This is a genomic window from Citrobacter sp. MGH103, assembly GCF_001034475.2.
GTDB classification, from domain to species: domain Bacteria; phylum Pseudomonadota; class Gammaproteobacteria; order Enterobacterales; family Enterobacteriaceae; genus Citrobacter; species Citrobacter freundii.
Window position 1 is genome coordinate 57,974 of the sequence record NZ_CP073044.1, and the last position, 22,192, is coordinate 80,165.

A 22,192-nucleotide genomic window follows, 5' to 3' on the forward strand; every position below is an offset into this window, starting at 1 on the left:
CAGCGCCCGCATGGGCGCTACTCATCCAGCGCTCCGCGCATGAATTGCGTCATCGCTTTTTTACCAGCTTCAATGTTACGGATATAGCGTGAAACCATCTCCGCGTTGCTCCAGTTACCCATCTCCATGATCTGCAAGAGCGTATACCCGGCATGAGCAAGTTCGATGGCACCGCCTACGCGGACGCTGTGACCGGTCCAGCATCGGGTGCCCGTTTCCTGCGGATGAAGCTCTTCCCAAAGCGCTTCAAAGGCCCGGAGTAGCGTGTTCTTACTAAGCATACCCTCATCCTCGACGGGAATGGGTTCGCCATTTCCCCCGAGCGGGGTTCGGGTAGGCAGATAGGGCATGTTATGGTTTCTCAGCAGCGCATTGATTTCGTTACCCTGGCTTCGTAAACCCCATTCAGGTGGCATATATCCGTTATCCTGAAAGTTAACGGCCTGAAAGAGATAGTCCTTCGGATGGCTGTATTGATCCCTTCCGACCATACCCATCAGCCTTCTCAGTGTGGCTGTGAGGTTAGGGGTCAGATGATAGGTGAGCAGGGTACTGACAGTGGATTTTGTCCGGTATACCGTCAAGGTAAAGCTGCCGGTCTTTTCATCCAGCACAAGGTCTTCCATCCGAATTCGCCTGATCTCCGCTGAGCGAAGCAGTGTTTCAAACCCTGTCCAAATTAGGCAAAGGTCGCGGAGTTTGCGCACCGACTGCGTCGTACTGTGTGCTTTAATCAATGCCTTTAGATCCGTCACCATGAATGGCGTAGCCTGGCGGGTAACTTTCTGCTTTCGGGCTTCAGCCTGTTCGAGGGCCGCAAGAATATAACCCACTTCAGATGTGATGATCCCAGGCTGATCGAGTGCTTTCCTTTGGATACTGTTCAGGGCATGCAGGCACCCTTTAATACTGCTTCGTGACAGTGACTTCTGAAGATGGTCTAAATAGGCCAGCAGTGGAGTTTCAGTCACCGGGAGAGAGCTGGCGGGCCAATCTTCGTTCACCTCCTTTCCTGCATTTGCCTGATACCACTCATTCCAGGAACGCAGCCAATGGAGATACGTCTTAGCCGTATGGTATTTCAGGTGAGAAAAATAGCGGATGAGGCGCATCAGTTGCTTGTCATTAACTTTAACCGTAGACAATTGTTGATGGAGATCGTTGTCTGCAAACCGTCTGGTTACTGGCTGGCTATTCATTGTGTCCACCTGAATACACTGTTTTTATTTACAGCCATTTTAGCATTGCGGTACCTGCTTATGAACAGGTTCCGGGCAACAAAAAAGTGCCGGTGTCAAGTCTTTCGCGCAAATCAAGAAGGACTTGAAACCGTATATGGGACAGTAGGTTAGCTCCTTTCGGGGCCGCTTAGAAGAAGAGCGGCGTTGTCGGCTAGGAGCGACATAGGAGCGTTGGGAGAGAAAGCCGCATCGCACTGTGTAGTGCTGGATTGCCGAGGAACGGCGGGCCTGTCGCATCATCATAGCCCAACAGGCTCGGCGGCATCCAGAATGAAGAACGCGCAGCCTGGGCTGCGCGTTCGATGGATGCCGTTGAATAGCATGCGGTGCAATCATGGCGGCTTCGGTGGTGTGCTGCGGGTCGCCGTGCCCTTCCTGAATCCTCGATCCCCCGCCATGAACGCTTCCAGCATATGCGGGATCAGCGTCGCCGCATCAACGGCCTCGCCATACGCCTGCGCGTGTAGCGCGGCGTAGCGGTCGAGGTCGGCTTTCAAGCTGGTCGGGCAAACGAAAGTCAGCTTGGTGCTCTCGGTCTTCGGCAGCGGGCCGAGCCGCAGCTTCTTGGTCGTGCTCATCGTGAAGTCCCCCGGTTGAAGAACAGCGGCTGGTACCGCCGCAGCACCAGATCCCGGTTGACGATGATGCGAACCGGCAGGCCCGGCCGTTGCGTTAAGGTCGGCTGGATGTTGAGGTTGCGCCGGGTCATCTCCTGGCCGACCTGATTGATGCTGTCCTGCGCGCTGTCGCGCCCAGCGATGATGACGCGATCACCATCCTGCCGGTTCTCCGGCGCGGCCAGCTCGGCACCGACGCCCAGCAGCGTGGTGAGTGCCGCACCGGCAAAGATGCGGCCCCAGTGGTAGTCCACATCGTCCTCCAGCCCGGCATAGCCGGCTGGGTCGGTGCCGGCCAGGTTGTCGAGCGTGAGCGAAGACGTGTCCGGCAGGATGATCCGGTTCCAGACGACTTGAACGCGGCTCTGCCCGTAGCTGACCTGGCTGTTGTATTTGCCCAGGATGCGCGAACCCTGCGGAATCAGCAGGAAGCGCCCGGAGGCTGTGTCATAGACCGGCTCCGTCACCGTGGCGATCACGTCGCCGGGCAAGTCCGACTTAATCCCCGTCACCAAGGCACCTGCGACCACCGTTCCGGCCATGACCTGATACGGCGAAGTTGGCAGGGTCAGATTGCCGGAATTACGGGTTTCAGTGGAGCCACCTTTCAAGAAAGCCTCTTTATGGTCTTGCCGGTTTTGCACCGCTGTCGGGTCAGCAGGCTGGGCCGCCGTGGAGACCGGCCCGGCCGCCAGCGGGTCAAACACCGCATTGGCGGCGAAGCCCGGCGCAGCGGCCACCTGTGTCTGCGCCACCGGCGCCGCATTCTGCCCTCCCGAGCGGAAGAACACGGACGAGGCCGCGGCCGCTTCGGCTTCTTTGCGCAGAGCATCGTTCGGGTCGTGGCCGGGGGCCGCGTAGGCGGCCGTCGCCGGCTGCTGCGACTTCACGATGGCCGGGCCAAGATCGCCCGGCAGCGGCGGCCCCAGTTCGGGAACGGCAGGCGGCAACGCCGGCGGCAGCTTGGAGTAGTCCGTCGGCAGCGCATCCAGTCCTTCAGACTTCGAGACACGATCGACGTTGTAAAGCTCGGTCTGCTCGCCCGCACCGCGCCGCTGAGGTTGCAGCGACCACATCACCGCGCCGAGCACGGCCACCGCCAGGACGCCGGCGAGGATGGCCAGCGTGCGCCGATTCAGGCGCGTGACCGGGCGCGGCTGGGCGCGAAGCGCGACCGCCTCGGGAGCGATCTTGCCCGCCGCCTGCGGCGCGGCAAGGTCGGGAGTGTCATCCTGGCTCATGGTCAGTTCCTCCGCGCAACGCCATCGGTGCGCTCGATCCGCACCACGTCGCCGCCGTCGCCGCCCAGCCGCAGTTCGGCCGCGCCGAACAGGCGATCCACGACGTAGTACGGCGCGCGGAAACGGTAGTTCACCAATTGCCCGTCGCCCTGCGCGCCGATGACAAACAGCGGCGGCAACTCGCCCTGGGCGATGCCCGCCGGAAACTGGATATAGACCTTCTCTCCATCATCGAAGGCGCGTAGCGGCTTCCACGGCGGGTTGCTGCCCGATACCGCGTAGCGGAAGCGGATCTTGTCCAGCGACAGGCCCGTATCGACAGGCGTTGTCGCCTGCGCAGCCTGCGCCTGGCGCTGCAACGCGAGCATCCGGTCTTTCGGGTAGTCCCAGGATACCGACGCCATCCATGCCTTCTCGGTCGAGGTCAGCTCCAGCAGGTAGGTGCGCCGACTGGTGGTGATGACGAGATTGGTTTTCAGGCCGGAACGGATGGGCTTGACCAGCACATTGACGCGCAGATCGGCCCCGCCGCCGCTGGACGTGTCGCCCACGATCCAGCGCACGGTATCGCCGGCGGCGACCGTCACCAGTTCCTCGCCCGGTTGAAGCGAAACCACCGTCACGCGCCCCGGCGACGCATAGACCTGATAAAGCGCGCCATCGGTGAACGGCCACACCTGAATCGCGTTGACGTAGCCCTCACGGGTAGGCGCGATACGCGCTTCTGCATTGGCACGGGAAACGCGCACCTTTTCGTCGGCCGGCTCCGGCGCAACGGGGGCCTCATCGAGTTCCGGCAGCGGCTTCAACTGCGCCGGCAGCGCCAGCGGTTCAGGGACGGCGACGACTTCGACGGGCTTGGGCGGTTCGGGCAATGGCTGGGCCAGCACCGGCTCGTCGAGCGAGATGGACGGCGGCGGCTTGCCCTGCGAGGCGCAGCCCGCGAGGGCCAGCAGCGTCAAAGGAAAAACGTAAAGGCAGAAACGAAGTTTCATGGTTTGGCTCCTTCGGAAGAATCCAGTTCGCGGCTCCATGACAGGCCGTTGACGTAGATACCCAATGGGTTCTTGCGCAAGCGCTGTTCAGTACGCGGGGTTTGCAGGACGGTCGAAAGCACGGCGTTCCAGCGTTCGGTGCCGGCGGGCGCACCGTTGACATAGCGCTGCTCTGTCCAGCGCACGTTGAAAGACGTGTCGCTGGCGCGAACCACGCTGGTGATTTGCACCGTTACCGATTCCTTGCCGATGCGGGCGAATGGGTCATTGGTGCGGGCGTAGTCGTTGAGCACCGCCGCGCCCTTGTCGGTGGTGTAGTCGTAGGCATCGAGCCAGTTCTGCCGCACCACGATGGGGTCGATGGACAGCGAGCGAACCAGCGTCACGAAGCGCGCCAGGTGGTGCGCGATCTGCGCGTCGCCGGGCCGATACGGCGTAGCGGCCTTACCTACAGCGCGCACCTGCCCGGCCTGATCGACCTCGATGACATAGGGCGTCACGATGGACTGCGCCGAGCGCCACACCAGGCCGCCGGCCATCAACAGCGCGAGCACTAGACAGCCGAAGGCCATCAGGCGCCAATTCTTCGCCTGCACGCGGGCGGAGCCGATACGGTCGTCCCACACCTGGGCGGCGGCTTGATACGGGGTGGCAGGCTGCGGCGTATCGGCGTAGCGCACCTGCGGTCGTTTGAATCGCATGGGTGTTCTCCTTGAAGGTTAGGTATCGGAATCCCGCAGGCTCGGGCCTTGCCCGGAGCCGCCGCCGTCGCCCCCGCGCAGCGTGTGGGCGGCAGTGGTCGCGGCATGGGTAGCCTGCTGGCGGCGGTGCATCCGCTTGGCCCAGGCCGGTTGCTCTTGCTTCTGCGAGCCTGCGGTGCCGTCTGCGGTCTGGCCGCGGCCAGCACCGTCGCTGCCGGCTTCTGTGCCGTTCCAGCCAGCGCGGAAGGAGTCGGCCACCTTCTGCCCAACAGCGGAACCGGCCTGGAACGCCGATCGGGCACTGCCGGCCGCCGAAGTCGCGGCACGCGCGCCGGCACCGGCCAGCTTTGCGGCCGCCGGGGCCATTCGTGCCCCAGCCATGACGGCGCCGCCCACTCCCGTTGCGGCGGCTCCGATGGCAACGCCGGTGCCGACAGCCCCGACCGCAGCACCAGCCATCGCGCCCGCACCAAGCTGTGGCGCACCGGACACCAGGCCGGTGGCGATACCGGGGCCGAAAATGCCCAGCGCCAGCAGCGCGAGCGAGGCCAGCATCACGACCAGCGCGTGGTCGATTGATGGTTCGTCGGGATGTACCTGGAACTCGGCAAACAGCCCGGAACCAATGCCGACGATGACGGCCAGCACCAAGACCTTGATGCCTGACGACACCACGTTGCCTAGCACCTTTTCCGCGAGGAACGAGGTCTTGTTCCAGAGTGCAAACGGGATCAAGACGAAGCCGGCGAGCGTAGTCAGTTTGAACTCGATCAGCGTGATGAAAAGCTGTACGGCCAGCACGAAGAAGCAGAGGATCACCACCAGCCAGGCGATGAACAGAACCACGATAGGGTCGATGTTCACGAACACCTCGGGGAACCCAGCCATGTCCCCGATCTGTTCCAGAATCGGCGCGGCTGCGTCGATGCCGGTCTTCGCCAGCCGGCCCGGCTGAAGAAAGTTCTCCATCGTGATGGCCGAGCCGGTAGCGGTGATTCCCAAGCCGGCGAACGAGCGGAACACGATGCTCGCCAGCCAGTTGAAGTTGCCGATGATGTAGGCGAACGCGCCGACATAGAGCACCTTGCGCAGCAGCTTGGCGATCACGTCGTCGCCCTGGCCGGTGGCGTGGCTCATGGCCCAATACAGGCCAGCGATCGTCATGTCGATGACGATGAGCGTGGCGGTGAGAAATGCCACTTCGCCCTGCAATAAGCCGAAGCCCGAGTCGATGTAGCGCGAGAACGTATCGAGGAAACGGTCGATGATGGTCACGTCGTTCATGGCGAATCCTCGGGCGGAGTGAGCGGAACGGCGCCCTCTGGCAATTCATCTGCGGGCGTATCGAAGCTCGGCGGAATCGGCGGGAGTTCAGCCAGCGAGTTGTATTCATCCGGCCCGGTATGGCCGGCGAAGAAGCGCCGCCGGAAGGCTTCGGCGGCGGCGCGGCAGGCATCCTCGCCCATGGCCTGCCGGTCGACCGCGCATTGCCCGCGCAACGCCTTGAGCCGCACCGGATCTGCGGCCAGGGCGTCGGCCAGGTTCTCGGCCGGCTGCTGGCCGCACGCGGTCAGCAGCACGGCCAGCAGGACGGAAGCGCATCGCATGGCCGCCTCCGGTCAGTTGTTGTAGAAGTTGACGGACTGCGGCGTGTACGGCGTGCCGGTGCCGAGGAAGCGCCGCCGCACTTCGCGGGCGCGCTCCATAGCCGCCGCTTGCCGCGCCAGTTCCAGCGAAGCGGCCCGGTCTTGCGTGATCTGGAGCTGCTGCGCCTGGATCGACTGCTTGGCCTGCAAAGCCAGGAGCTGGTTCGTCGCCTGCATCGCTTGCAGCGCGCCGGTGGCCGACTGGCTCTGGCTCACGAGGTCGGCCAGCGCGCTTTCGTCTTGGGCGAGGTTCTGCGACACCTGCGCCTGCATCCGCATCGCGGTGTGCAGGCCGTTCAAGGTGTTCTGCCAGCGTTCGCGGGCATCCTGTGCCATGCGGTCGCCGCTGATGGTGGAGGCGTACTGTTCCGGGTACAGGCGGGCGAACGTGGCATCCATGCTCTGCACGTCGTAGGCCAAGCCGCGCGCCTCGGCGATCAGGCGCTCGGTGGTGGCGAGCGTCGAGCGCAGGCGGTTGACGATGTTGAAGTCGAGATTTGCCAGGTTCCTGGCCTGGTTCATCAACATCTGCGCCTCGTTCTGGAGCTGGTTGATCTGGTTGTTGATCTGTTCCAGCGTGCGCACGGCGGTCAGCGTGTTCTGCACGAAGTTGGACGGGTCGAACACCGTCAGCGCGGATGCGGGCTGCACGGCCAACAGCGATACCGACAGCACAGCAGCGAGTGAGACAGAGAGCAAACGGGGCTTGGTCATCATGGCGAAACCTCCAGCGGTTGAGAAGCGAGAAAGGAAGCTGCCGCCGGAGCGGACGGCAGCAGGTCGGCGGCCCAGCCGAGGCCGCGATGGCGCAGCCACGCGCCGGCGAAGCCGGGAGCGCCGGCCTGCGTCAGCACGCGGTCAATGTCGCGTTGGTCTTGAGGGGTGGATGCGCTCGCGAATGCGAGCGCGACAGGCCCCAGGTCGAGGTCGAACAGGCGATTGCCGAGGCGCGACTGGTAGTAGTAATCGCGCTTGGGCTGGGCGGTCGCCACGATCTCAATCTGGCGGCTGCTCAAGCCGAAGCCTTCGTAGATCGTGCGAATCTGCGGCTCGGTGGCCTGCGGGTTAGGTAAGAAGATCCTGCTCGCGCAGCTTTCGATGATGGCTGGCGCGATGGTCGAGTCCTTGATGTCGGCCAGCGACTGCGTGGCGAAGATGACGCTGACGTTCTTTTTTCTGAGCGTCTTGAGCCATTGCCGGATGCGGGCCGCGAAGGACGGCTCATTGAGGAACAGCCACGCTTCATCGAGGATCAACAGCGTGGGCGCGCCGTCGAAACGTTCGTCGAAGCGGGCGAACAGGTAGCGCAGCACCGCTTGCACGGCGGCCGGGCTGTGCATCAGTTCTTCCATCTCGAAGCCCTGCACGTCGGCCATGCCCAGCCGGTCGTGGTCAGCGTCCAGCAGCTTGCCGTGTGCGCCGCCCAGCACATAGGGCGCGAGCGCTTGGCGCAGCGCGTTAAACTGCAATAACACCGACAAGCCGGTCATGGTGCGCTGCTCCACCGGCGCACCGGCAAGGCTTCTCAGCGCCGACCAGATGGCAGCCTTCTCGTCCGGGCCGACCGTCACGCCTTCGTGCAGCAGCCGGCCCTCCACCCATTCGGCGGCCCAGGTGCGGTAGCCCTCGTGGGCAATTCGCGCGAGTGGCTGGAAGGCGATGCCGCCATCGGCGCCGAGGTCATAGTGCTCACCGCCAAGGCCGAAGATGGTGGCGCGCATCGAGCGGCCCATGTCGAAGGCGAAGATCCGCGAGCCGAAGTAGCGCCGGAACTGCATGGCCAAGATGGCGAGCAGCACCGACTTGCCCATGCCGGTCGGCCCGGCGACAAGGGTGTGCCCCACGTCGCCGATGTGCGTCACCAGCCGGAACGGCGTCGCGCCATCGGTGCGGGTGACGATCAGCGGCGGGCCATCGAGGTGTTCGTTCTTCTCCGGCCCAGCCCATACCGCTGACATCGGCATCATGTGCGCCAGGTTCAGCGTCGAAACGATGGGCTGACGCACGTTCGCGTATGCGTTGCCGGGGACGGACGACAGCCAGGCATCGACTGCGTTGAGGGTTTCGGGGATGGTCACGAAACCCCGGCCCTGGATGACGCGCTCCACCATGCGCAGCTTCTCGTCGGCCACGGCCGGGTCGGCGTCGAGCACCGTCACCGTGGCGGTGAGGTAGCCGAAGGCGACTTGATCGCTGCCCAGCTCCTGCAAGGCGGCATCGGCGTCGGCGGCCTTGTTGCTGGCATCGGTATCGACCAGCGGGCTTTCCTGCTGAAAGATCGTTTCGCGCAGCAGCGCGATGACGTTCTTGCGCTTGGCGAACCATTGGCGCCGCAAGCGCCCCAATTCCCGTTCCGCCTCGGCTTTGTCCAGGCACAGGAAGCGCGTACTCCAGCGATACGCAAAGCCCAGGCGGTTGAGGTCGTCCAAGATCCCCGGCCAGGTCGAGGTCGGGAAGCCTCGTACCGACACCACGCGCAGGTGCTGATCGCCCAGCATGGGCGCCAGGCCGCCGACCAGCGCGGCATCGGCAAGCAGTGCGTCGATATGGAACGGCACGTCGGGCACGCCGACGCGATAGCGCCGGGTGGAGACTGTGGCATGCAGGTAGGTCAGCGTCTGGCTATCGTCCAGCCAGGCAATCTCCGGCATCACACCATCGAGCAGGTCGAACACGCGATCGGTCTCTGCCACGAAGGAATCAAGCCGACCACGCCAGTCCACACCCTCAGTGGGCCGGTTCTCGTACAGCATCCCAGCCGCACGGGCGCGAGACTCTTGCGGCGGTAGGTGTTGCAACGTGAAGTGATAGACGCTCTCGAAATGGCCATCCGACTCCTCGAACGCCGCGCGTCGCTCCTCATCCACCAGCCAGGACAGTGGTTCGGGAAAGGAGGATTGCGGATAGCTCGATGCCCGCATCCGCTCGGCCTCGATATAGAAGGCCCAGCCAGACCCGGTACGGCGAAGCGCGTTGTTCTGCCGCGCCGACGTGGCAATCAGCTCGCCCTGTGTCGCACTGTCCAAGTCGGGGCCGCGAAACTGGAACGTGCGTTGAAACGAACCATCTTTGTTCAGCACAACGCCCGGCGCGACCAGCCCGGCCCAGGGCAGCCAGTCGGCAAGCAAGGCCGGGCGCTGACGATATTCGGCAAGGTTCAGCATGGCGTCCTCCCCTCACACGTCCAGAAGCGGGCGGTGTTTGATATGCCGCGCGAAGACCTGCATGAACTGCGGATCGACGCGCGCACCCCATACGGCCAGCGAGTGGCCGACGATCCAGAGCACCACGCCGGGAATCCACAGTTGCAGGCCCAGCCCGACGGCGGCGGCCAGCGTGCCGTTGGCAATTGCCACGGTGCGCGGCGCGCCGCCCAGCAGGATTGGCTCGGTCAGCGAGCGATGCAGCGGCACCTCGAAGCCTGGAAGGTCGCTGGCCGTACTCATACGACGGCCCCGCCGGAGAACGAGAAGAACGACAGGAAGAACGAGGAAGCGGCGAACGCGATGCTCAACCCGAACACGATCTGGATCAGCTTGCGAAAGCCGCCGCTGGTGTCGCCGAAGGCCAGCGCCAGGCCCGTGGCGATGATGATGATGACCGCGACGATGCGTGCCACCGGCCCCTGGATCGACTCCAGAATCGACTGCAAGGGCCCCTCCCACGGCATCGAGGAACCGGCGGCTTGCGCCGTTCCGGCCAGCAACAGCAGCAGCGCGGCCAGCAGCAGCCCCTGCCTCGCAGGGCGGGTGAGGCTGCGCAGCCGCGCCAGGCCGGACAGGCGAGGAAGCGGATTTACGGAAAAGCGGAAAGAATCAACGTGCGTCATGGCAGTTCTCCAAGTTGGTTGGGGGACGGGAATGTGCAGCGGCGTCGGCTGCGAGAGGAACCGGCGTCAGCTCGGGAAACGGCGTTTCCAGTGCGTCCGCCAGGCGATAGCCGGTGCCGTCGAAGCCGACGACACGGGCGATGGTTTCGACGTGGCGCTTGCGGCCGCGTCCGGCGATGTTGATGACGACGTTGACCGCCTCGGCGATCAGCGCCCGCGGCGGATTCACAGCGACTTCGAGAATCAACTGTTCGAGGCGCAGCAACGCGCCCAGCGCGGAGCCGGCATGGATGGTCGCAATGCCGCCGGGGTGGCCGGTGCCCCACACTTTGATGAGGTCGAGGGCTTCGCCGCCGCGCACCTCGCCGACGATCACGCGGTCAGGCCGCAGGCGCATCGTGGCCCGCACCAGCTCGGTCATGGTGACGACGCCGGCGCGGGTGCGCAGCGGCACATGGTCGCGGGCCGCGCATTGCAGCTCGATGGTGTCTTCGAGCACCAGCACGCGGTCGCCTGTGGCGGCGATCTCGGCCAGCAGCGCGTTCGCCAGCGTGGTCTTGCCGGTGCTGGTGCCGCCGGCGATTAGGATGTTCTGCCGCTCGCGCACGGCGCGGCGCAGGAACTCGGCCTGCCCGGCGGTCAGGATGCCGTCGGCCACGTAGCGATCCAGGCCGATGATGCTCACGGCCCGCTTGCGTAGCGCGAAGGCTGGCCCCGGGGCGGCCGGAGGCAGGATGCCCTCGAAACGCTCGCCGGTTTCCGGCAACTCGGCGGTCAAGAGCGGCTGGCCGCGATGCACCTCCGCGCCGACATGCGCGGCGACCAGGCGGATGATGCGTTCACCATCGGCCTCGGGCATCTCCACGCCCAGCGGCGAGCGACCCGACGACAGCCGATCCACCCACAGGGTGCGATCGGGGTTGAGCATGATTTCCACCACATCCGGGTCTTCGAGCGCAGCGGCGATCAGCGGCCCCATTGCAGTGCGCAGCATCTGGATGCGGCGATCCTGGGACGCTGCTGCGGATGAGCGAGGTTCGGGCTGGATCTGTGGAACGGCACTCATGACGCACGCTCCGCAGTTCGTTCATGGGCGGAGGCCATCGCTGCTGCGTCATCCATCTGCATCGGATCGGGGTGCAGTTCCTCCACCACGTCGCGCACCAGACTGCGGCCACGCAGAAGGTGGCGACCCAACTGTTCGACGAACTGCTCGAAGCGCACCTTGCCCTGGGCGCGTGCCGCATCCTGATGGGCTTCGGGCACCGGCGTGCTGACGGTCAGGAAGTAGCGGATGAACAGCGCCAGCGTTTCGATCTGGATGTTCTGGTCGCGCTCCAGGCGTTCGGTCTGCCGCGACAGTCGATCCAACCGCTTGGCAATGGCGGCCTCGCGCTGGTCGCCAGCATCGGGCGACAGCCAGGACGCCAAGGCCGCTGCGACGATGGACGACTTGGACACGCCTTTCTTGGCGGCCAGTTCGTCCAGGCGCTGGGCGTGCTCGGGCTGGATGAAAAGATTGAGGCGGTATTGGCTCATAGGTCGATTCCGTCGTTGGGGTCGAGGGAAGCCAGCCGGGCCGTGCGCTGCATGGCCGGGTCGAGCTGGCCGGGAAGCGGCAGCGCCAGGTCGTCGTCATCGAGCAGCGCCAGGTCGTTCGCATGTGCGTCCGGCTCGGGGTCGTAGGCGACGGTTTCGGAGAGTTCGGGCTGGCGGCGTGGGCCGCCGTCATCGGTGCCGCCCAGGCCATCGGCGGATGCCGAGGCCGGCGCCGCAGGTACGGCCGGGATCGCCAAGCCGCTCCAGTCGTCGGGGCGGGCTGGCGGCGCGTCGGCGTACCTCCCGGCTACGAGCGCGGGCGGTGGCAGGACGCGATTCTTGAAATTGGCGTCGGCGTAGTAGCGCAGCTTCTTCGCGCGGATCGGGGCGACGCTGGACACCATGACCACGGCGTCATCAGGTGGAAGCTGCATCACCTCGCCGGGCGTCAACAGCGGCCGTGCAGTTTCCTGACGCGACACCATCAGGTGCCCCAGCCACGGAGCGAGCCGGTGGCCGGCGTAGTTGCGCTGCGCGCGAAGCTCGGTGGCGGTGCCGAGGGTTTCTGAAATCCTTTTCGCCGTCCTTTCGTCGTTGGTGGCGAAAGTCACCCGGACATGGCAGTTGTCGAGGATGGAATGGTTCTGCCCATACGCCTTGTCGATCTGGTTCAGGCTTTGAGCGATGAGAAAGCTGCGGATGCCGTACCCGGCCATGAAGGCAAGCGCGGACTCGAAAAAATCGAGGCGGCCCAGCGCCGGAAACTCGTCCAGCATCAGCAGCAGCTTGTGCCGGCGCGCGATGCCATCGCTGCCGTCGAGCGATTCGGTCAGCCGCCGCCCGATCTGGTTCAAGATGAGCCGGATCAGCGGCTTGGTGCGGCTTATGTCGGAGGGCGGCACCACCAGATAGAGCGATACCGGGTGCTCGGCGGAAATCAGGTCGGCGATGCGCCAATCGCAGCGCGATGTGACTTCGGCCACGGTCGGGTCGCGGTACAGGCCGAGAAACGACATGGCGGTGGAGAGCACGCCCGATCGCTCGTTGTCCGACTTGTTAAGCACTTCGCGGGCAGCGGATGCGACAACCGGGTGAGGCGCATCGCCCAGGTGCTTCGTCGTCATCATCCGGTGCAGCGTCAGCTCGAACGGACACGCCGGGTCGCTGAGGAAGTTGGCGACGCCGCGCAGCGTCTTGTCCTCGCCTGCGTACAGCACATGCAGGATGGCGCCGACCAACAGCGCGTGACTGGTCTTTTCCCAATGGTTCCGGCGTTCGAGTGCGCCATCGGGATCGACAAGAATGTCGGCCACGTTCTGCACGTCGCGCACTTCGTGCGCGCCGCGCCTCACTTCCAGCAGCGGGTTGTAGGCTGCCGACTGCGCATCCGTGGGGTTGAACAGGAGGCAGTGGCTAAACCGCGAACGCCAGCCTGCGGTGAGCGTCCAGTTCTCGCCTTTGATGTCGTGAACGACGACGGATGCGGGCCAACTCAACAAGGTGGGAACGACCAGGCCCACACCCTTGCCCGAGCGCGTTGGTGCGAAGGTCAGGACGTGTTCCGGGCCTTCATGGCGGAGGTACTGGCCGCGATGCAGCCCGAGGAAAACCCCGTCGGGCTGGATCAGCCCAGCTTTGCGTATGTCTTCCGCATCGGCCCAGCGTGCCGAACCGTAGGTGGTGACAAGGCGCGCTTGCCGCGAGCGCCACACCGACATGGCGATGGCGACCACCACGGCCACCAGACCACTTCCACCCGCGATGGCCCCGCCGATATCGAAGACGTGCGGCGCGTAGGCATCAAAGAAGAACCACCACTCGAACAGCCGCCAAGGGTGATAGACCGGGGTTCCAAAGAAGTCGAACCATGGCGAGCCAAGGCGTAGTTGATAGCCCAGGGCGGCGGCTGTCCATTGCGTTGCACCCCACACGCCGGCGATCACGATGCCGAATACGGCGGCGATCTGCCCGAACAGTACGCCCTGAGCTTGCATTGACTGGCCTCCGATTTCCCTGCACTGATTCCTCGTTCAAAAGCGGCACAGGAACGTGCCGCATAGAGCGAGGATCGGTGCCGCGTGGGTGCCCGTCAAAGACCGTTTTGAGCACAACGGTCGAGGGAAAAGAAAGAATGAGCGGCGGGGCGAGTCGAAGACAAACGCCGCAAACTAAAGCACCCTATGGCGCATTTGGAGTTTCCAAGAGGTTGCCCAGAAAAAAATTCTCGCTGGGTCTCGCTCCCCTCATGAGCAGAATCTAGATATCATGGGAAAGAATTATTTATTGAAATCTGGATAAGAATGAAAGATATCAAGAGCATGGATCTCAACTTACTCAAGGCGCTGGACGTATTGTTGGACGAACGCAACGTGACACGGGCGGCAGCACGTCTTGGACTAACCCAACCGGCCTTGAGCGGCATGCTTGCGCGGCTGCGTGAAAGCTTCGGCGACCCGCTGTTCGCGCGTGCGCAGCGGGGCATCGTTCCGACGCAGCGGGCGCTAGACATAGGGATATCTGTCAAACAGGTGCTAGCGGAAATCGACGCGCTGCTCCAGCCACCTTCTTTCGACCCGGCCACCGCACAACTGACCTTCTCCATCGCCGCGACGGACTATGCGCTGCGTGCCATTGCTGTCCCATTTCTATCGGCACTCAAACAGCACGCACCGCGCGTTCGAGTCTCATTAGTGCCAGTCGAGAGCGGACTGCTACAGAACCAGCTTGAGCGCGGTCAAATCGATCTAGCCCTCCTGACGCCAGAGATCACTCCGCCAAATCTGCATGCCCGAGAGCTATTCAAGGAGCACTACGTGTGTGTCCTGCGGGAAGACCATCCAGCGGCTATGGGGCGCAAGCTGACAGTTAAGCAGTTCTGTGCTCTCGACCATGCGCTTGTTTCCTACGATGGTGGAGGTTTCCGCGGCGTCACCGACGATGCGCTAGAACAGTTGGGCAAACAACGAAGCGTCACACTGTCGGTCAAGAGCTTTCTGATCTTGCCAGACATCCTGCGTGCCAGTGACATGGTCGCGATCTTGCCGAGCCGCTTGGTCGCCGGTATGGACAAGCTGGCTATCTCCCTGCCGCCGATGAAGATACCGGGGTTCACCAAGACGGCTGCTTGGCACGAACGCACCCATCACGATCCAGCACATCGCTGGATACGAGCACTGCTGTTCACTTCCTGTGCTAACAACAAGTAGGCAAGATGGCTCTCATCGTCATGCTCAGCACAACTCTGCCTCGCACTACAAATATGCAATCAGCCGGCTCAATTGGAGACGGACCCTTTCGTAGCACCGCTGCGAGATAGCCTTGTCGGCGGATGGCAGAACCTAGACGCTGATATCAAATTATATGATTTCAAAAATAAAAAATTAGGATTTCACTTATTTCACAGGGAGGCTCATGATTGCTCTATGACCACTTGAATGACGCAGCCACCCCTGTTGCGTCATTGACATTTTGTGAAGGAGCTTCGATATGAGCAAGCAACAGAACGCCATCCTCTGGCCCGAAGGCTACACGCCGGGCTTTACTGAGAATTTCGCCTCTAATGAGATCATCGCCGCCGGCTTGAGCGCGGCCGACGTATGGCCGCTACTCGTCACACCATCGCTGTGGCCAAGCTACTACGCCAACTCGGCTAACGTGCGCTTTCATGGCGGCAAAGGCCCGGTACTGGCCGACGGCGATCGATTTTATTTCGAGACCTTCGGCTTCCCGGTAGAGGGGCAGTGCAACGAGTACGTGGCACCTGCGGATGGGCAACCCGGCCGCGTGGCCTGGCACGGCTGGTCCGGCGAGGAAGGCACAGATACGCGCCTGGATGTGCATCACGCCTGGCTGGTCGAGAACCTGGACGGCGGGCGCGTGCGCATCCTCACGCAGGAAACGCAGAAGGGCAAGCCGGCCGAGGAGCTGCACAACGCCAAACCCAACCCGATGATCAACGGCCATCAGGACTGGCTCGACAGCTTGGTCGAGACAGCGCGCAAAGCCAAGCAGGCGTAATGGTCGCTGGCCGCTTGATCCCAAGCGTCTGAACTGAGAAAACCATGATGGGAACTCCCCTCGAGATTCTGCTGGTTTTGACTTCGCAGGCAACGATGGGCGACGACCCGCGCCTGACCGGCGTGTGGTTCGAGGAACAGTCCACCCCGTACTACGCCTTGGTCGATGCAGGTGCCAATGTGGATATTGCGTCAATCGCCGGCGGCGAGATTCCGGTGGATCCTCATTCCATAGCGAGCGAAGGCATGAACCCGCCGAGCGTGGAATGCTTCCTCGATGACAAGGTGTCGATGGACAAGCTCGAAGGCTCGCTGAAGATCGACAGCATCGCCCCGGAAGGGGGTGCGGTGATGTTCCTGCCCGGCGGCCATGGCACCATGTGGGACTTACCCGGAGCGGGGCGCTCGTCAATCTGCTGTCGGGCGCTTGGGCTGACGGCAGGGTGGTCGCGGCGGCCTGCCACGGCCGAGCCGGACTGGTTAATGTCAAGGAAGCGAATGGCCAGCCGCTGGTTGCCGGCCGTCGCGTCAGCCCCTTTGCCAAACGCATGAGCCGCGAGACTGGGCTACCTGTGGCAGTGAGTTGGGGCATCGACGATCCGCGAATGGCCGAGCACGTGATCGCTGGCAGGTAGATGGGTTTGGTGATTCTTGGCCGCGCCATGCTAGCCAACCCACACTCTTTCTCCACCTTTGCAGGAGCTGAAGGTGGAGCACCCGGAATGGCTGCTCCACCGCCTTACGCGCACTGGCTCGAACTCTCCCGAGGCTGCGGCAAGCTCACCACATATAACGACTAGGAGGAGGTGACCGTGCGAGTTCCCAGAACCCGATCCAGTCTGTGTCGCAGGGTGTCCCAGTGACTACGCTATCAAAGGAGCTAGTACTCAACTCGATAACTTGAGCGTGATAACGCCCAGGATGATCAGCGCCACGCCAAGGTATCGCATCAGGGAGGTTGGGTCGCCATAGAAATGAATTCCGACTAAGAACGTTCCCGCCGCTCCGATACCCGTCCACACCGCATAAGCAGTCCCAATCGGTATCTGACGCTGAGCAAGCCATAGGAAGGCGCCGCTAATTGTCATGAAAGAGACGGCTACTGCGACCCCACTCCAACGCGATGTTGGCTCTTGCGCCATTTTCAGCCCGACCGGCCATCCGATTTCAAACAATCCAGCCAAAACAAGATAGATCCAGCCCATTGCAATTCTCCTTCAAGTTTTTCATATCCGGCATACATACTCCAGCGTGACCACCAGCTTAGAACTTCGGCGGCTCTTTAGGTGTGGTGTAGGGCACATCGCCATCTTCGTAAAAACGCTTTCGCGTAGCCTCGGCAACCCGGTTACATAGTTGGTCGCCCAGCATAGGACGATCCAACTTGCATTGCTGGCGCAACTTTTTCAGCCGCTCAGGATTGAGCGCTAATTCATCGACCGTCGGAAGGTTGCCTTTATCTGGTTTCCCGGATGGGCTGCAGGCTGCCAGTGTCGAGGAAAGCAATATGAGAGCAATCTTCTTCATGGTTAAGTTTCCTTGGGAGATTGTGTGATGGTTTACCGCCGACTTTTGGCGTCTGGAGATTTGATCGAATGAACGCGTTCCATGAAGCGAGTCAGTATTTCTGACGGCTCGCTGGCCGGTCGTAGCAGATAGGTCGTGAGCATGGGCGAACCTCCAGTCAGCGGCCGTGCGACCACACCCTGTTCCCTGCTGGCAGTAATATGCGCACCTCCTGTGAGGCCTAGTGCAAGTCCCGCCGAAACCAGGACCATCATTAGATCGCTGGAAGTCACGCGTTCGGCAATTAGAGGCTCAATGTCCACGCGACGTAGCACCCGTTCAACTTGCCGAGCATGGCCCTCACACGCCACCGCGTCGCAGAGCACCAGCGGATACCGCAACAGCTCTTCCAGGGGAATCTGTTTGTGGGATAGCAAGGGGTGCCGTGCGGGCACAGCTACCATCAGAGGGTCACTCCACACCGGCACGGCGATGATGCCTTCGCCGACTTCATCCGATTGAGCGAAGCCGAGATCGTACAGTTCGCCACACAATCCCTTGATTTGCTGTGACAAAGGCACTTCGAAGAAGCGAACTTCCACTTCCGGCTCTTCCTGCCGGCAGAGCGCCAACAACGCAGGCAGGCGCGATGGCGTGATTCCATCAGACAATGCAATACGGAGCTGGCAATGAAAGCCATTGGCTGCGGCGTTCACACTGTCGCGCGCCTGCTGCAAAGCTGCGAAGACACGGGGTACGCTCTCAAAGAAGAGTCTGCCTGCACGAGTCAAGCGGGTGCTCCGAGTGGTTCTCGCAAATAGCGCTACGCCCAACTCCTCTTCAAGCTCTTTGATGGCGCGCGACAGCGGCGATGTCTCGATGTGGAGGCGCTCTGCGGCTCGGGCAAAGTGCAGTTCCTCTGCCACCGCTAGAAAGTAGCGCAGATGCCGAATTTCCATGTTCGCATTCCTCCTCACTTAGGCCTCACCACCTTCGCCTTGCGCCACGCTATCTAGCCTTCGCAAGCTGCTCCAGCAAGCTTCCCCGATCAAACAGGTGGGCCGGATAGTGCTTTTGCCAGCACACCCCATTGCACGGCTGTCTCGGCCCGCGTGCGGATCAGCGAAGCCTGCGCTGACATCACCCCCGCCTCAGCCTCGGCCACCACCGTGGCGTCCACTTGTCCCGCCTCAAACAGACGGCGGCTGCGATCGAGCTGACGCTCCGCGACTGCGACCCCCTCGGTCTGATGCTCCAGTGCGGCGTGCTGCGTATGCCAACCGAGGTATGCGTTCTCTACGTCCTGCAATGCACTCAACAAAGTGCGCTCGAACTCCGCGCGCGCAGCTCGGCTGCGCGCCTCTCCGGTCTCGATGCCGGCACGGATCGCGCCACCATCGAAGATCGGCAACGAAACCCCGGCCCCAAGTGAAAAAATGTTGCCGGTAATGCGCGTCCCCGCACTCTCAACGCGCTGCCGTCCGCCGCTCAGGTCCAACACCAGCTTAGGGAAGCGTTCGCCTTCGGCTGCGTTCCAGCGCGCGGTTTCGGCTGCGAACTTCGCTTCGGCGGCGCGCACGTCGGGCCGCTCACTCAGCAGGTCCGCAGGTATGCGTGTCGGTGTCCAATTGGGGGCGGCGAGTGAAGCAAGAGTCGGAGAAGCTGCAGACGCTCCGGGCGTTTGTCCCGCTAGTACATCAAGTGCATGCGTCGCCTCGCCGCGCGCACGCCGAAGTTGCTCTTGCTCCACACGCAGTGCGACGACGCCGGAGCGGGTTCGCTCGATGTCGAAGCCGGTAGCTTGTCCGGCCTCGAACTTCCGTTGTGTCAGCAAGACGAGTCGCTCGGCGGATGCCAGCCGCGCCGTGGCGAGCGCTTCGAGTTCACTGGCTTGGCGCTGCTGCACAGCCGCCGACACTGTTTCAAACGCGACCTGCCAACGCGTGGCAACCCACGCTTGTTCGGCTGCCACCGCATCCAGGCGCGCACCTTCTGCTGCCTGCGAAAGCCGCCCCGACAGGTCTGCCTCCCACGATGCAGACAACGTGGCGCGGCCATCATTGCCGATCGCAACGTTCTCTGAATAGTCGCGTCCTCGAGTTGCCTGCGTGCCCGCGGACAACGAGGGGAGCAGGGAGGCCCGTGCTCGCCGCGTGGCGGCCGAGGCCTCGTCGACGCGCGCGCGCGCAATCGACAGTTCGGTGTTGCGCTCCAGCGCCGCCCGGACTAGGACATTGAGCTGTGGATCGCCGTAGGCCGTCCACCAGTCGACGGGAAGAGTACGGCGGGATGATTTGTCCAGGATGCCTTCACCTCCCTCTTCATTTGAGAAATGGGCCGGTACATCCAGGCGAGGCGGATCGGCAGAGTGCGGAGCATGGCTGCAAGCCGCAAGAAGCATTAGCGGCGAAATCATGGCCATGAGGCGATAGCGTTCAAGAATTTGAGACATGGCAGGTCCTTGCATTCCGAAAAAGTCTTGACGGACTGTTTTACGCCTTCTACTATACCGTCTGGACTGTATATGACTCAAGCTTTTTTTGGAGCACGACCATGCCGCCTCGCGCGAAAACAAAGTTGCCCCCCCCGTCCACCGCCCATAGCAGCACCGATGCGCAGCCCGTTCTCCAGCAAGGAGCCCAGCTAACTCGCGAGCGCATCCTGCAGGCCGCTCGCGAACTGGTGCTGGAGGAAGGCGCCAGTCGTCTGACGCTGGACGCCGTCGTCGTGCGGGCCGGGTTGAGCAAAGGGGCGTTTCTCTATCATTTCAAGACCAAACGCGATTTGTTCGTGACACTGATCGACGAGATGATCCGGGCGTTCGACGCGGTACAAGCCAATCACGAGCGCAGGTTTGCCGGAGATTTGTGGCTCGCGCTCAAGCGGATTCCGATCAGCGCGGCCTCTGCAGCCTGGGCAGGAATCGGGCTACTTGGAAACTTGGGTATCGGCGCCCTCTTGCTAGGCGATCTCGCATCAGTGACGCGCTGGTCTGGCACCGCCCTCATCGCAGCAGGCATTGCCTGTCTTAGTTTCGTTTGATCAAGGAGACCCATTATGAAGAGCAAAACTGCATTGATCCGCGGCGGCATTTTTTTTTGCGTAGCAGCCGCGCTCTCTGGATGCGCGACCAACAGCATGACGCGCTCCGGATTTCTCGGCGACTACGAGAAGTTATCGCCGACACGATACGAGAACGTACTGATGTACCGCGCAGCGGGATTCGAGCCCAAGCGTTATGCCGCTGTCGTGGTGGAAGATGCGCAGATCAAGACCGCCTCGGGTCGCATCGATGGGCTCGATGACGCGCAGCAGCGTGAAGTGCTAGACCATGTGACGAGCGAACTGAAACGCCAGGAAGGCAAAAGTCCCGCCACCCCAGGTGGCACGGGACAGGTTCGGGTGCGTGTAGCGGTCACCGAACTGCAGACACCGAATCGGGCAGTCAATGCAATGACGACCCTGCTGGTTGGACCCGTGACGACGGGCGGTGCCAGCCTAGAGTTCGAAGCAGTCGATGTAAGTACGGGACGACGCGTTGCTGCCGCCAGTTGCTTCGAGCGCGGCAACGTCATTAAAGAGTTCGCCGGTTCGTACACATTGCTGGGTCATGCCAAAGCGGCGATCACGAACTGCATCGAGCGCATCGACAGCGCTTGGCGGGACACGCAGCCATGAGCAACGCTTCACAGGCTTGGCTCCGGCAGGATGCCATGGTCGGCGGTGATCACAAATGGCTGGCGGGTGGCGACTGGACGATAGAGCACTACGCCAGTCTGGCAAAATCCGTGTCCGCCGCCCGCATCAGCCATGCCGAGGGGTACGCCACTCCCTTGCTCGACTGGACGCAAGTCCAGAGACTGGACACCGCCGGCGCGGCTCTGCTGGTGGAAATTCTCGGGCCAGACTCGATACTCGACCGGCCGGAGGCAGCTCCAAATCTGTCCCCGGATCGCCTCGCCCTAATGAAAGCGCTTGCCGCCGCTGCTACCGCTCAGCAGAAGACGGACAAAGCAGCGGTGAGCGGGAATCCTCTGCTCCGCGGTCTGGGACGCATAGGCCTGACCGTGGAACAGGGCTGTCGTGCGTGTCTTGGTCTGGCCGGGTTCGTGGGTCAGATCATCGAAACATGGAGCCGTACCGTTCGTCACCCGCGTCGCTGGCGCACGACCTCGGTGATCGCTCAAATCCAGCGGTCAGCGGTGGACGCCATTCCCATCGTGGCGCTACTGAGCTTCATGGTAGGAATGGTGGTGGCGTTCCTGGGCGCAACGGTGCTGGCCAACTTCGGTGCGAGCATCTTCTCGGTGCATCTGGTCGCCTTCTCGTTCATGCGCGAGTTCGGAGTGCTGCTCCCGGCCATATTGATTGCAGGCCGTACCGCAAGCGCGTATACCGCCCAAATCGGTTCGATGAAGGCAAATGAAGAGATCGATGCGCTTCGCTCCAACGCGCTCGACCCCATCGAGTTGCTGGTGCTGCCACGCGTGCTGGCGCTTCTTGTGTCCTTGCCACTGCTCACATTAGTAGGCATCTTGGCTGGCATTGTGGGCGGCGCCACTGTATGCGCACTGAGCTTGGAGATTCCTCCTGCACAGTTCCTTGCCATCGTGCAGGAAAAAATCGAGGTGCGCCATTTTCTTGTCGGAATGAGCAAGTCCCCGCTCTTCGCGGTGATGATCGCCGCTATCGGCTGCCATGAAGGGTTCAAGGTCGCCGGTAGCGCTGAGTCGGTAGGCGACCACACGACTTCTAGTGTTGTGCAATCAATCTTCATGGTGATCCTGATCGATGCCATCGCTGCACTGTTCTTCATGGAGATGGGCTGGTGAGCGCGGTGAAGGAAGACACCGACAACGGT

Annotated in this window: 24 protein-coding genes; 6 read left to right on the forward strand and 18 right to left on the reverse strand. The window is 62.7% G+C overall.

The window, feature by feature from the left end:
- Positions 1-17: 17 nt before the first annotated feature.
- From SK33_RS23965 to SK33_RS24030, 14 genes are all read right to left on the reverse strand, one after another.
- Positions 18-1,199 (reverse strand): tyrosine-type recombinase/integrase, encoded by a 1,182-nt coding sequence (locus SK33_RS23965; RefSeq protein ID WP_015063151.1) that lies wholly within the window; start codon positions 1,197-1,199, stop codon positions 18-20.
- A gap of 374 nt (positions 1,200-1,573) precedes the next feature.
- Positions 1,574-1,819 (reverse strand): DUF2274 domain-containing protein, encoded by a 246-nt coding sequence (locus tag SK33_RS23970; protein ID WP_006378741.1) that lies wholly within the window; start codon positions 1,817-1,819, stop codon positions 1,574-1,576.
- Positions 1,816-3,099 carry a TrbI/VirB10 family protein gene (locus SK33_RS23975; protein WP_016487820.1) on the reverse strand — a complete coding sequence of 428 codons (1,284 nt, stop codon included), beginning with the start codon at positions 3,097-3,099 and terminating at the stop codon, positions 1,816-1,818. Before SK33_RS23975 ends, SK33_RS23970 begins: the two co-directional genes overlap by 4 nt.
- 2 nt (positions 3,100-3,101) lie before the next feature.
- Positions 3,102-4,094: a P-type conjugative transfer protein TrbG gene (gene trbG, locus SK33_RS23980; protein WP_016487821.1), complete on the reverse strand. Its 993-nt coding sequence runs from the start codon at positions 4,092-4,094 to the stop codon at positions 3,102-3,104.
- The gene (gene trbF / locus SK33_RS23985) at positions 4,091-4,795 is read right to left on the reverse strand and encodes a conjugal transfer protein TrbF (protein WP_006378793.1); all 705 of its coding nucleotides are present in this window, start codon (positions 4,793-4,795) and stop codon (positions 4,091-4,093) included. Before trbF ends, trbG begins: the two co-directional genes overlap by 4 nt.
- Before the next feature lie 18 nt (positions 4,796-4,813).
- Positions 4,814-6,079 (reverse strand): P-type conjugative transfer protein TrbL, encoded by a 1,266-nt coding sequence (gene trbL, locus SK33_RS23990; protein WP_022652183.1) that lies wholly within the window; start codon positions 6,077-6,079, stop codon positions 4,814-4,816.
- Positions 6,076-6,402, reverse strand: coding sequence for a hypothetical protein (locus tag SK33_RS23995; protein ID WP_006378798.1), 327 nt, complete (start codon positions 6,400-6,402; stop codon positions 6,076-6,078). The genes trbL and SK33_RS23995 overlap by 4 nt, the downstream gene beginning before the upstream one ends.
- Before the next feature lie 12 nt (positions 6,403-6,414).
- Positions 6,415-7,158, reverse strand: coding sequence for a P-type conjugative transfer protein TrbJ (gene trbJ, locus SK33_RS24000; RefSeq protein WP_006378800.1), 744 nt, complete (start codon positions 7,156-7,158; stop codon positions 6,415-6,417).
- Positions 7,155-9,605, reverse strand: a complete 2,451-nt coding sequence (gene trbE / locus SK33_RS24005) for a conjugal transfer protein TrbE (protein WP_006378801.1) — start codon at positions 9,603-9,605, stop codon at positions 7,155-7,157. The genes trbJ and trbE overlap by 4 nt, the downstream gene beginning before the upstream one ends.
- A gap of 12 nt (positions 9,606-9,617) precedes the next feature.
- Positions 9,618-9,887 (reverse strand): VirB3 family type IV secretion system protein, encoded by a 270-nt coding sequence (locus SK33_RS24010; RefSeq protein WP_006378802.1) that lies wholly within the window; start codon positions 9,885-9,887, stop codon positions 9,618-9,620.
- On the reverse strand, positions 9,884-10,270 hold the full coding sequence (locus SK33_RS24015; RefSeq protein WP_006378803.1) for a TrbC/VirB2 family protein: 387 nt from the start codon (positions 10,268-10,270) through the stop codon (positions 9,884-9,886). Before SK33_RS24015 ends, SK33_RS24010 begins: the two co-directional genes overlap by 4 nt.
- Complete coding sequence (gene trbB, locus SK33_RS24020) at positions 10,257-11,336, reverse strand: P-type conjugative transfer ATPase TrbB (protein ID WP_022652184.1); 1,080 nt, start codon at positions 11,334-11,336, stop codon at positions 10,257-10,259. Before trbB ends, SK33_RS24015 begins: the two co-directional genes overlap by 14 nt.
- The gene (locus SK33_RS24025; protein WP_006378865.1) at positions 11,333-11,809 is read right to left on the reverse strand and encodes a CopG family transcriptional regulator; all 477 of its coding nucleotides are present in this window, start codon (positions 11,807-11,809) and stop codon (positions 11,333-11,335) included. The genes trbB and SK33_RS24025 overlap by 4 nt, the downstream gene beginning before the upstream one ends.
- Positions 11,806-13,803, reverse strand: a complete 1,998-nt coding sequence (locus SK33_RS24030) for a conjugal transfer protein TraG (protein WP_016487822.1) — start codon at positions 13,801-13,803, stop codon at positions 11,806-11,808. The genes SK33_RS24025 and SK33_RS24030 overlap by 4 nt, the downstream gene beginning before the upstream one ends.
- 306 nt (positions 13,804-14,109) lie before the next feature.
- On the opposite strand from SK33_RS24030, the gene SK33_RS24035 reads away from it, so the two are divergent.
- The 3 genes from SK33_RS24035 to SK33_RS24045 all read left to right on the forward strand — a co-directional run bounded on the left by SK33_RS24035 (position 14,110) and on the right by SK33_RS24045 (position 16,377).
- On the forward strand, positions 14,110-15,015 hold the full coding sequence (locus SK33_RS24035) for a LysR family transcriptional regulator (protein ID WP_006378991.1): 906 nt from the start codon (positions 14,110-14,112) through the stop codon (positions 15,013-15,015).
- Between the two features lie 280 nt (positions 15,016-15,295).
- Positions 15,296-15,826, forward strand: a complete 531-nt coding sequence (locus SK33_RS24040; RefSeq protein WP_016487823.1) for a polyketide cyclase — start codon at positions 15,296-15,298, stop codon at positions 15,824-15,826.
- A gap of 44 nt (positions 15,827-15,870) precedes the next feature.
- On the forward strand, positions 15,871-16,377 hold the full coding sequence (locus tag SK33_RS24045) for a hypothetical protein (RefSeq protein ID WP_006378996.1): 507 nt from the start codon (positions 15,871-15,873) through the stop codon (positions 16,375-16,377).
- 335 nt (positions 16,378-16,712) lie between these two features.
- On the opposite strand, the gene SK33_RS24050 is transcribed toward SK33_RS24045, so the two are convergent.
- From SK33_RS24050 to SK33_RS24065, 4 genes are all read right to left on the reverse strand, one after another.
- Complete coding sequence (locus SK33_RS24050; RefSeq protein WP_000539741.1) at positions 16,713-17,030, reverse strand: DMT family transporter; 318 nt, start codon at positions 17,028-17,030, stop codon at positions 16,713-16,715.
- Positions 17,031-17,088: 58 nt separating this feature from the next.
- On the reverse strand, positions 17,089-17,352 hold the full coding sequence (locus SK33_RS24055; protein WP_016487824.1) for an EexN family lipoprotein: 264 nt from the start codon (positions 17,350-17,352) through the stop codon (positions 17,089-17,091).
- Positions 17,353-17,384: 32 nt separating this feature from the next.
- A complete protein-coding gene (locus SK33_RS24060; protein WP_006378999.1) occupies positions 17,385-18,290 on the reverse strand; it encodes a LysR family transcriptional regulator in 906 nt (301 codons plus the stop codon).
- Between the two features lie 89 nt (positions 18,291-18,379).
- A complete protein-coding gene (locus SK33_RS24065) occupies positions 18,380-19,783 on the reverse strand; it encodes an efflux transporter outer membrane subunit (protein WP_016487825.1) in 1,404 nt (467 codons plus the stop codon).
- A 101-nt stretch (positions 19,784-19,884) separates the two neighbouring features.
- On the opposite strand from SK33_RS24065, the gene SK33_RS26520 reads away from it, so the two are divergent.
- Genes SK33_RS26520 through SK33_RS24080 form a run of 3 tightly spaced genes read left to right on the forward strand, consistent with a single transcriptional unit; the run spans position 19,885 to position 22,163 of the window.
- Entirely contained in the window at positions 19,885-20,373 is a 489-nt protein-coding gene (locus SK33_RS26520; protein WP_022652185.1) for a TetR family transcriptional regulator, read from the forward strand.
- Between the two features lie 15 nt (positions 20,374-20,388).
- Entirely contained in the window at positions 20,389-21,009 is a 621-nt protein-coding gene (locus SK33_RS24075; RefSeq protein WP_016487830.1) for a DUF3313 family protein, read from the forward strand.
- Positions 21,006-22,163, forward strand: a complete 1,158-nt coding sequence (locus tag SK33_RS24080) for an MlaE family ABC transporter permease (protein WP_016487831.1) — start codon at positions 21,006-21,008, stop codon at positions 22,161-22,163. The genes SK33_RS24075 and SK33_RS24080 overlap by 4 nt, the downstream gene beginning before the upstream one ends.
- The last annotated feature ends 29 nt before the right edge of the window (positions 22,164-22,192 follow it).

Excerpts from the sequence above, each read along its gene's own strand:
- SK33_RS23965 (WP_015063151.1), bottom strand. The coding sequence starts at position 1,199 with ATGAATAGCCAGCCAGTAACCAGACGGTTTGCAGACAACGATCTCCAT.
- SK33_RS23970 (WP_006378741.1), bottom strand. The coding sequence starts at position 1,819 with ATGAGCACGACCAAGAAGCTGCGGCTCGGCCCGCTGCCGAAGACCGAG.
- SK33_RS23975 (WP_016487820.1), bottom strand. The coding sequence starts at position 3,099 with ATGAGCCAGGATGACACTCCCGACCTTGCCGCGCCGCAGGCGGCGGGC.
- trbG (WP_016487821.1), bottom strand. The coding sequence starts at position 4,094 with ATGAAACTTCGTTTCTGCCTTTACGTTTTTCCTTTGACGCTGCTGGCC.
- trbF (WP_006378793.1), bottom strand. The coding sequence starts at position 4,795 with ATGCGATTCAAACGACCGCAGGTGCGCTACGCCGATACGCCGCAGCCT.
- trbL (WP_022652183.1), bottom strand. The coding sequence starts at position 6,079 with ATGAACGACGTGACCATCATCGACCGTTTCCTCGATACGTTCTCGCGC.
- SK33_RS23995 (WP_006378798.1), bottom strand. The coding sequence starts at position 6,402 with ATGCGATGCGCTTCCGTCCTGCTGGCCGTGCTGCTGACCGCGTGCGGC.
- trbJ (WP_006378800.1), bottom strand. The coding sequence starts at position 7,158 with ATGATGACCAAGCCCCGTTTGCTCTCTGTCTCACTCGCTGCTGTGCTG.
- trbE (WP_006378801.1), bottom strand. The coding sequence starts at position 9,605 with ATGCTGAACCTTGCCGAATATCGTCAGCGCCCGGCCTTGCTTGCCGAC.
- SK33_RS24010 (WP_006378802.1), bottom strand. The coding sequence starts at position 9,887 with ATGAGTACGGCCAGCGACCTTCCAGGCTTCGAGGTGCCGCTGCATCGC.
- SK33_RS24015 (WP_006378803.1), bottom strand. The coding sequence starts at position 10,270 with ATGACGCACGTTGATTCTTTCCGCTTTTCCGTAAATCCGCTTCCTCGC.
- trbB (WP_022652184.1), bottom strand. The coding sequence starts at position 11,336 with ATGAGTGCCGTTCCACAGATCCAGCCCGAACCTCGCTCATCCGCAGCA.
- SK33_RS24025 (WP_006378865.1), bottom strand. The coding sequence starts at position 11,809 with ATGAGCCAATACCGCCTCAATCTTTTCATCCAGCCCGAGCACGCCCAG.
- SK33_RS24030 (WP_016487822.1), bottom strand. The coding sequence starts at position 13,803 with ATGCAAGCTCAGGGCGTACTGTTCGGGCAGATCGCCGCCGTATTCGGC.
- SK33_RS24035 (WP_006378991.1), top strand. The coding sequence starts at position 14,110 with ATGAAAGATATCAAGAGCATGGATCTCAACTTACTCAAGGCGCTGGAC.
- SK33_RS24040 (WP_016487823.1), top strand. The coding sequence starts at position 15,296 with ATGAGCAAGCAACAGAACGCCATCCTCTGGCCCGAAGGCTACACGCCG.
- SK33_RS24045 (WP_006378996.1), top strand. The coding sequence starts at position 15,871 with ATGATGGGAACTCCCCTCGAGATTCTGCTGGTTTTGACTTCGCAGGCA.
- SK33_RS24050 (WP_000539741.1), bottom strand. The coding sequence starts at position 17,030 with ATGGGCTGGATCTATCTTGTTTTGGCTGGATTGTTTGAAATCGGATGG.
- SK33_RS24055 (WP_016487824.1), bottom strand. The coding sequence starts at position 17,352 with ATGAAGAAGATTGCTCTCATATTGCTTTCCTCGACACTGGCAGCCTGC.
- SK33_RS24060 (WP_006378999.1), bottom strand. The coding sequence starts at position 18,290 with ATGGAAATTCGGCATCTGCGCTACTTTCTAGCGGTGGCAGAGGAACTG.
- SK33_RS24065 (WP_016487825.1), bottom strand. The coding sequence starts at position 19,783 with ATGTCTCAAATTCTTGAACGCTATCGCCTCATGGCCATGATTTCGCCG.
- SK33_RS26520 (WP_022652185.1), top strand. The coding sequence starts at position 19,885 with ATGCCGCCTCGCGCGAAAACAAAGTTGCCCCCCCCGTCCACCGCCCAT.
- SK33_RS24075 (WP_016487830.1), top strand. The coding sequence starts at position 20,389 with ATGAAGAGCAAAACTGCATTGATCCGCGGCGGCATTTTTTTTTGCGTA.
- SK33_RS24080 (WP_016487831.1), top strand. The coding sequence starts at position 21,006 with ATGAGCAACGCTTCACAGGCTTGGCTCCGGCAGGATGCCATGGTCGGC.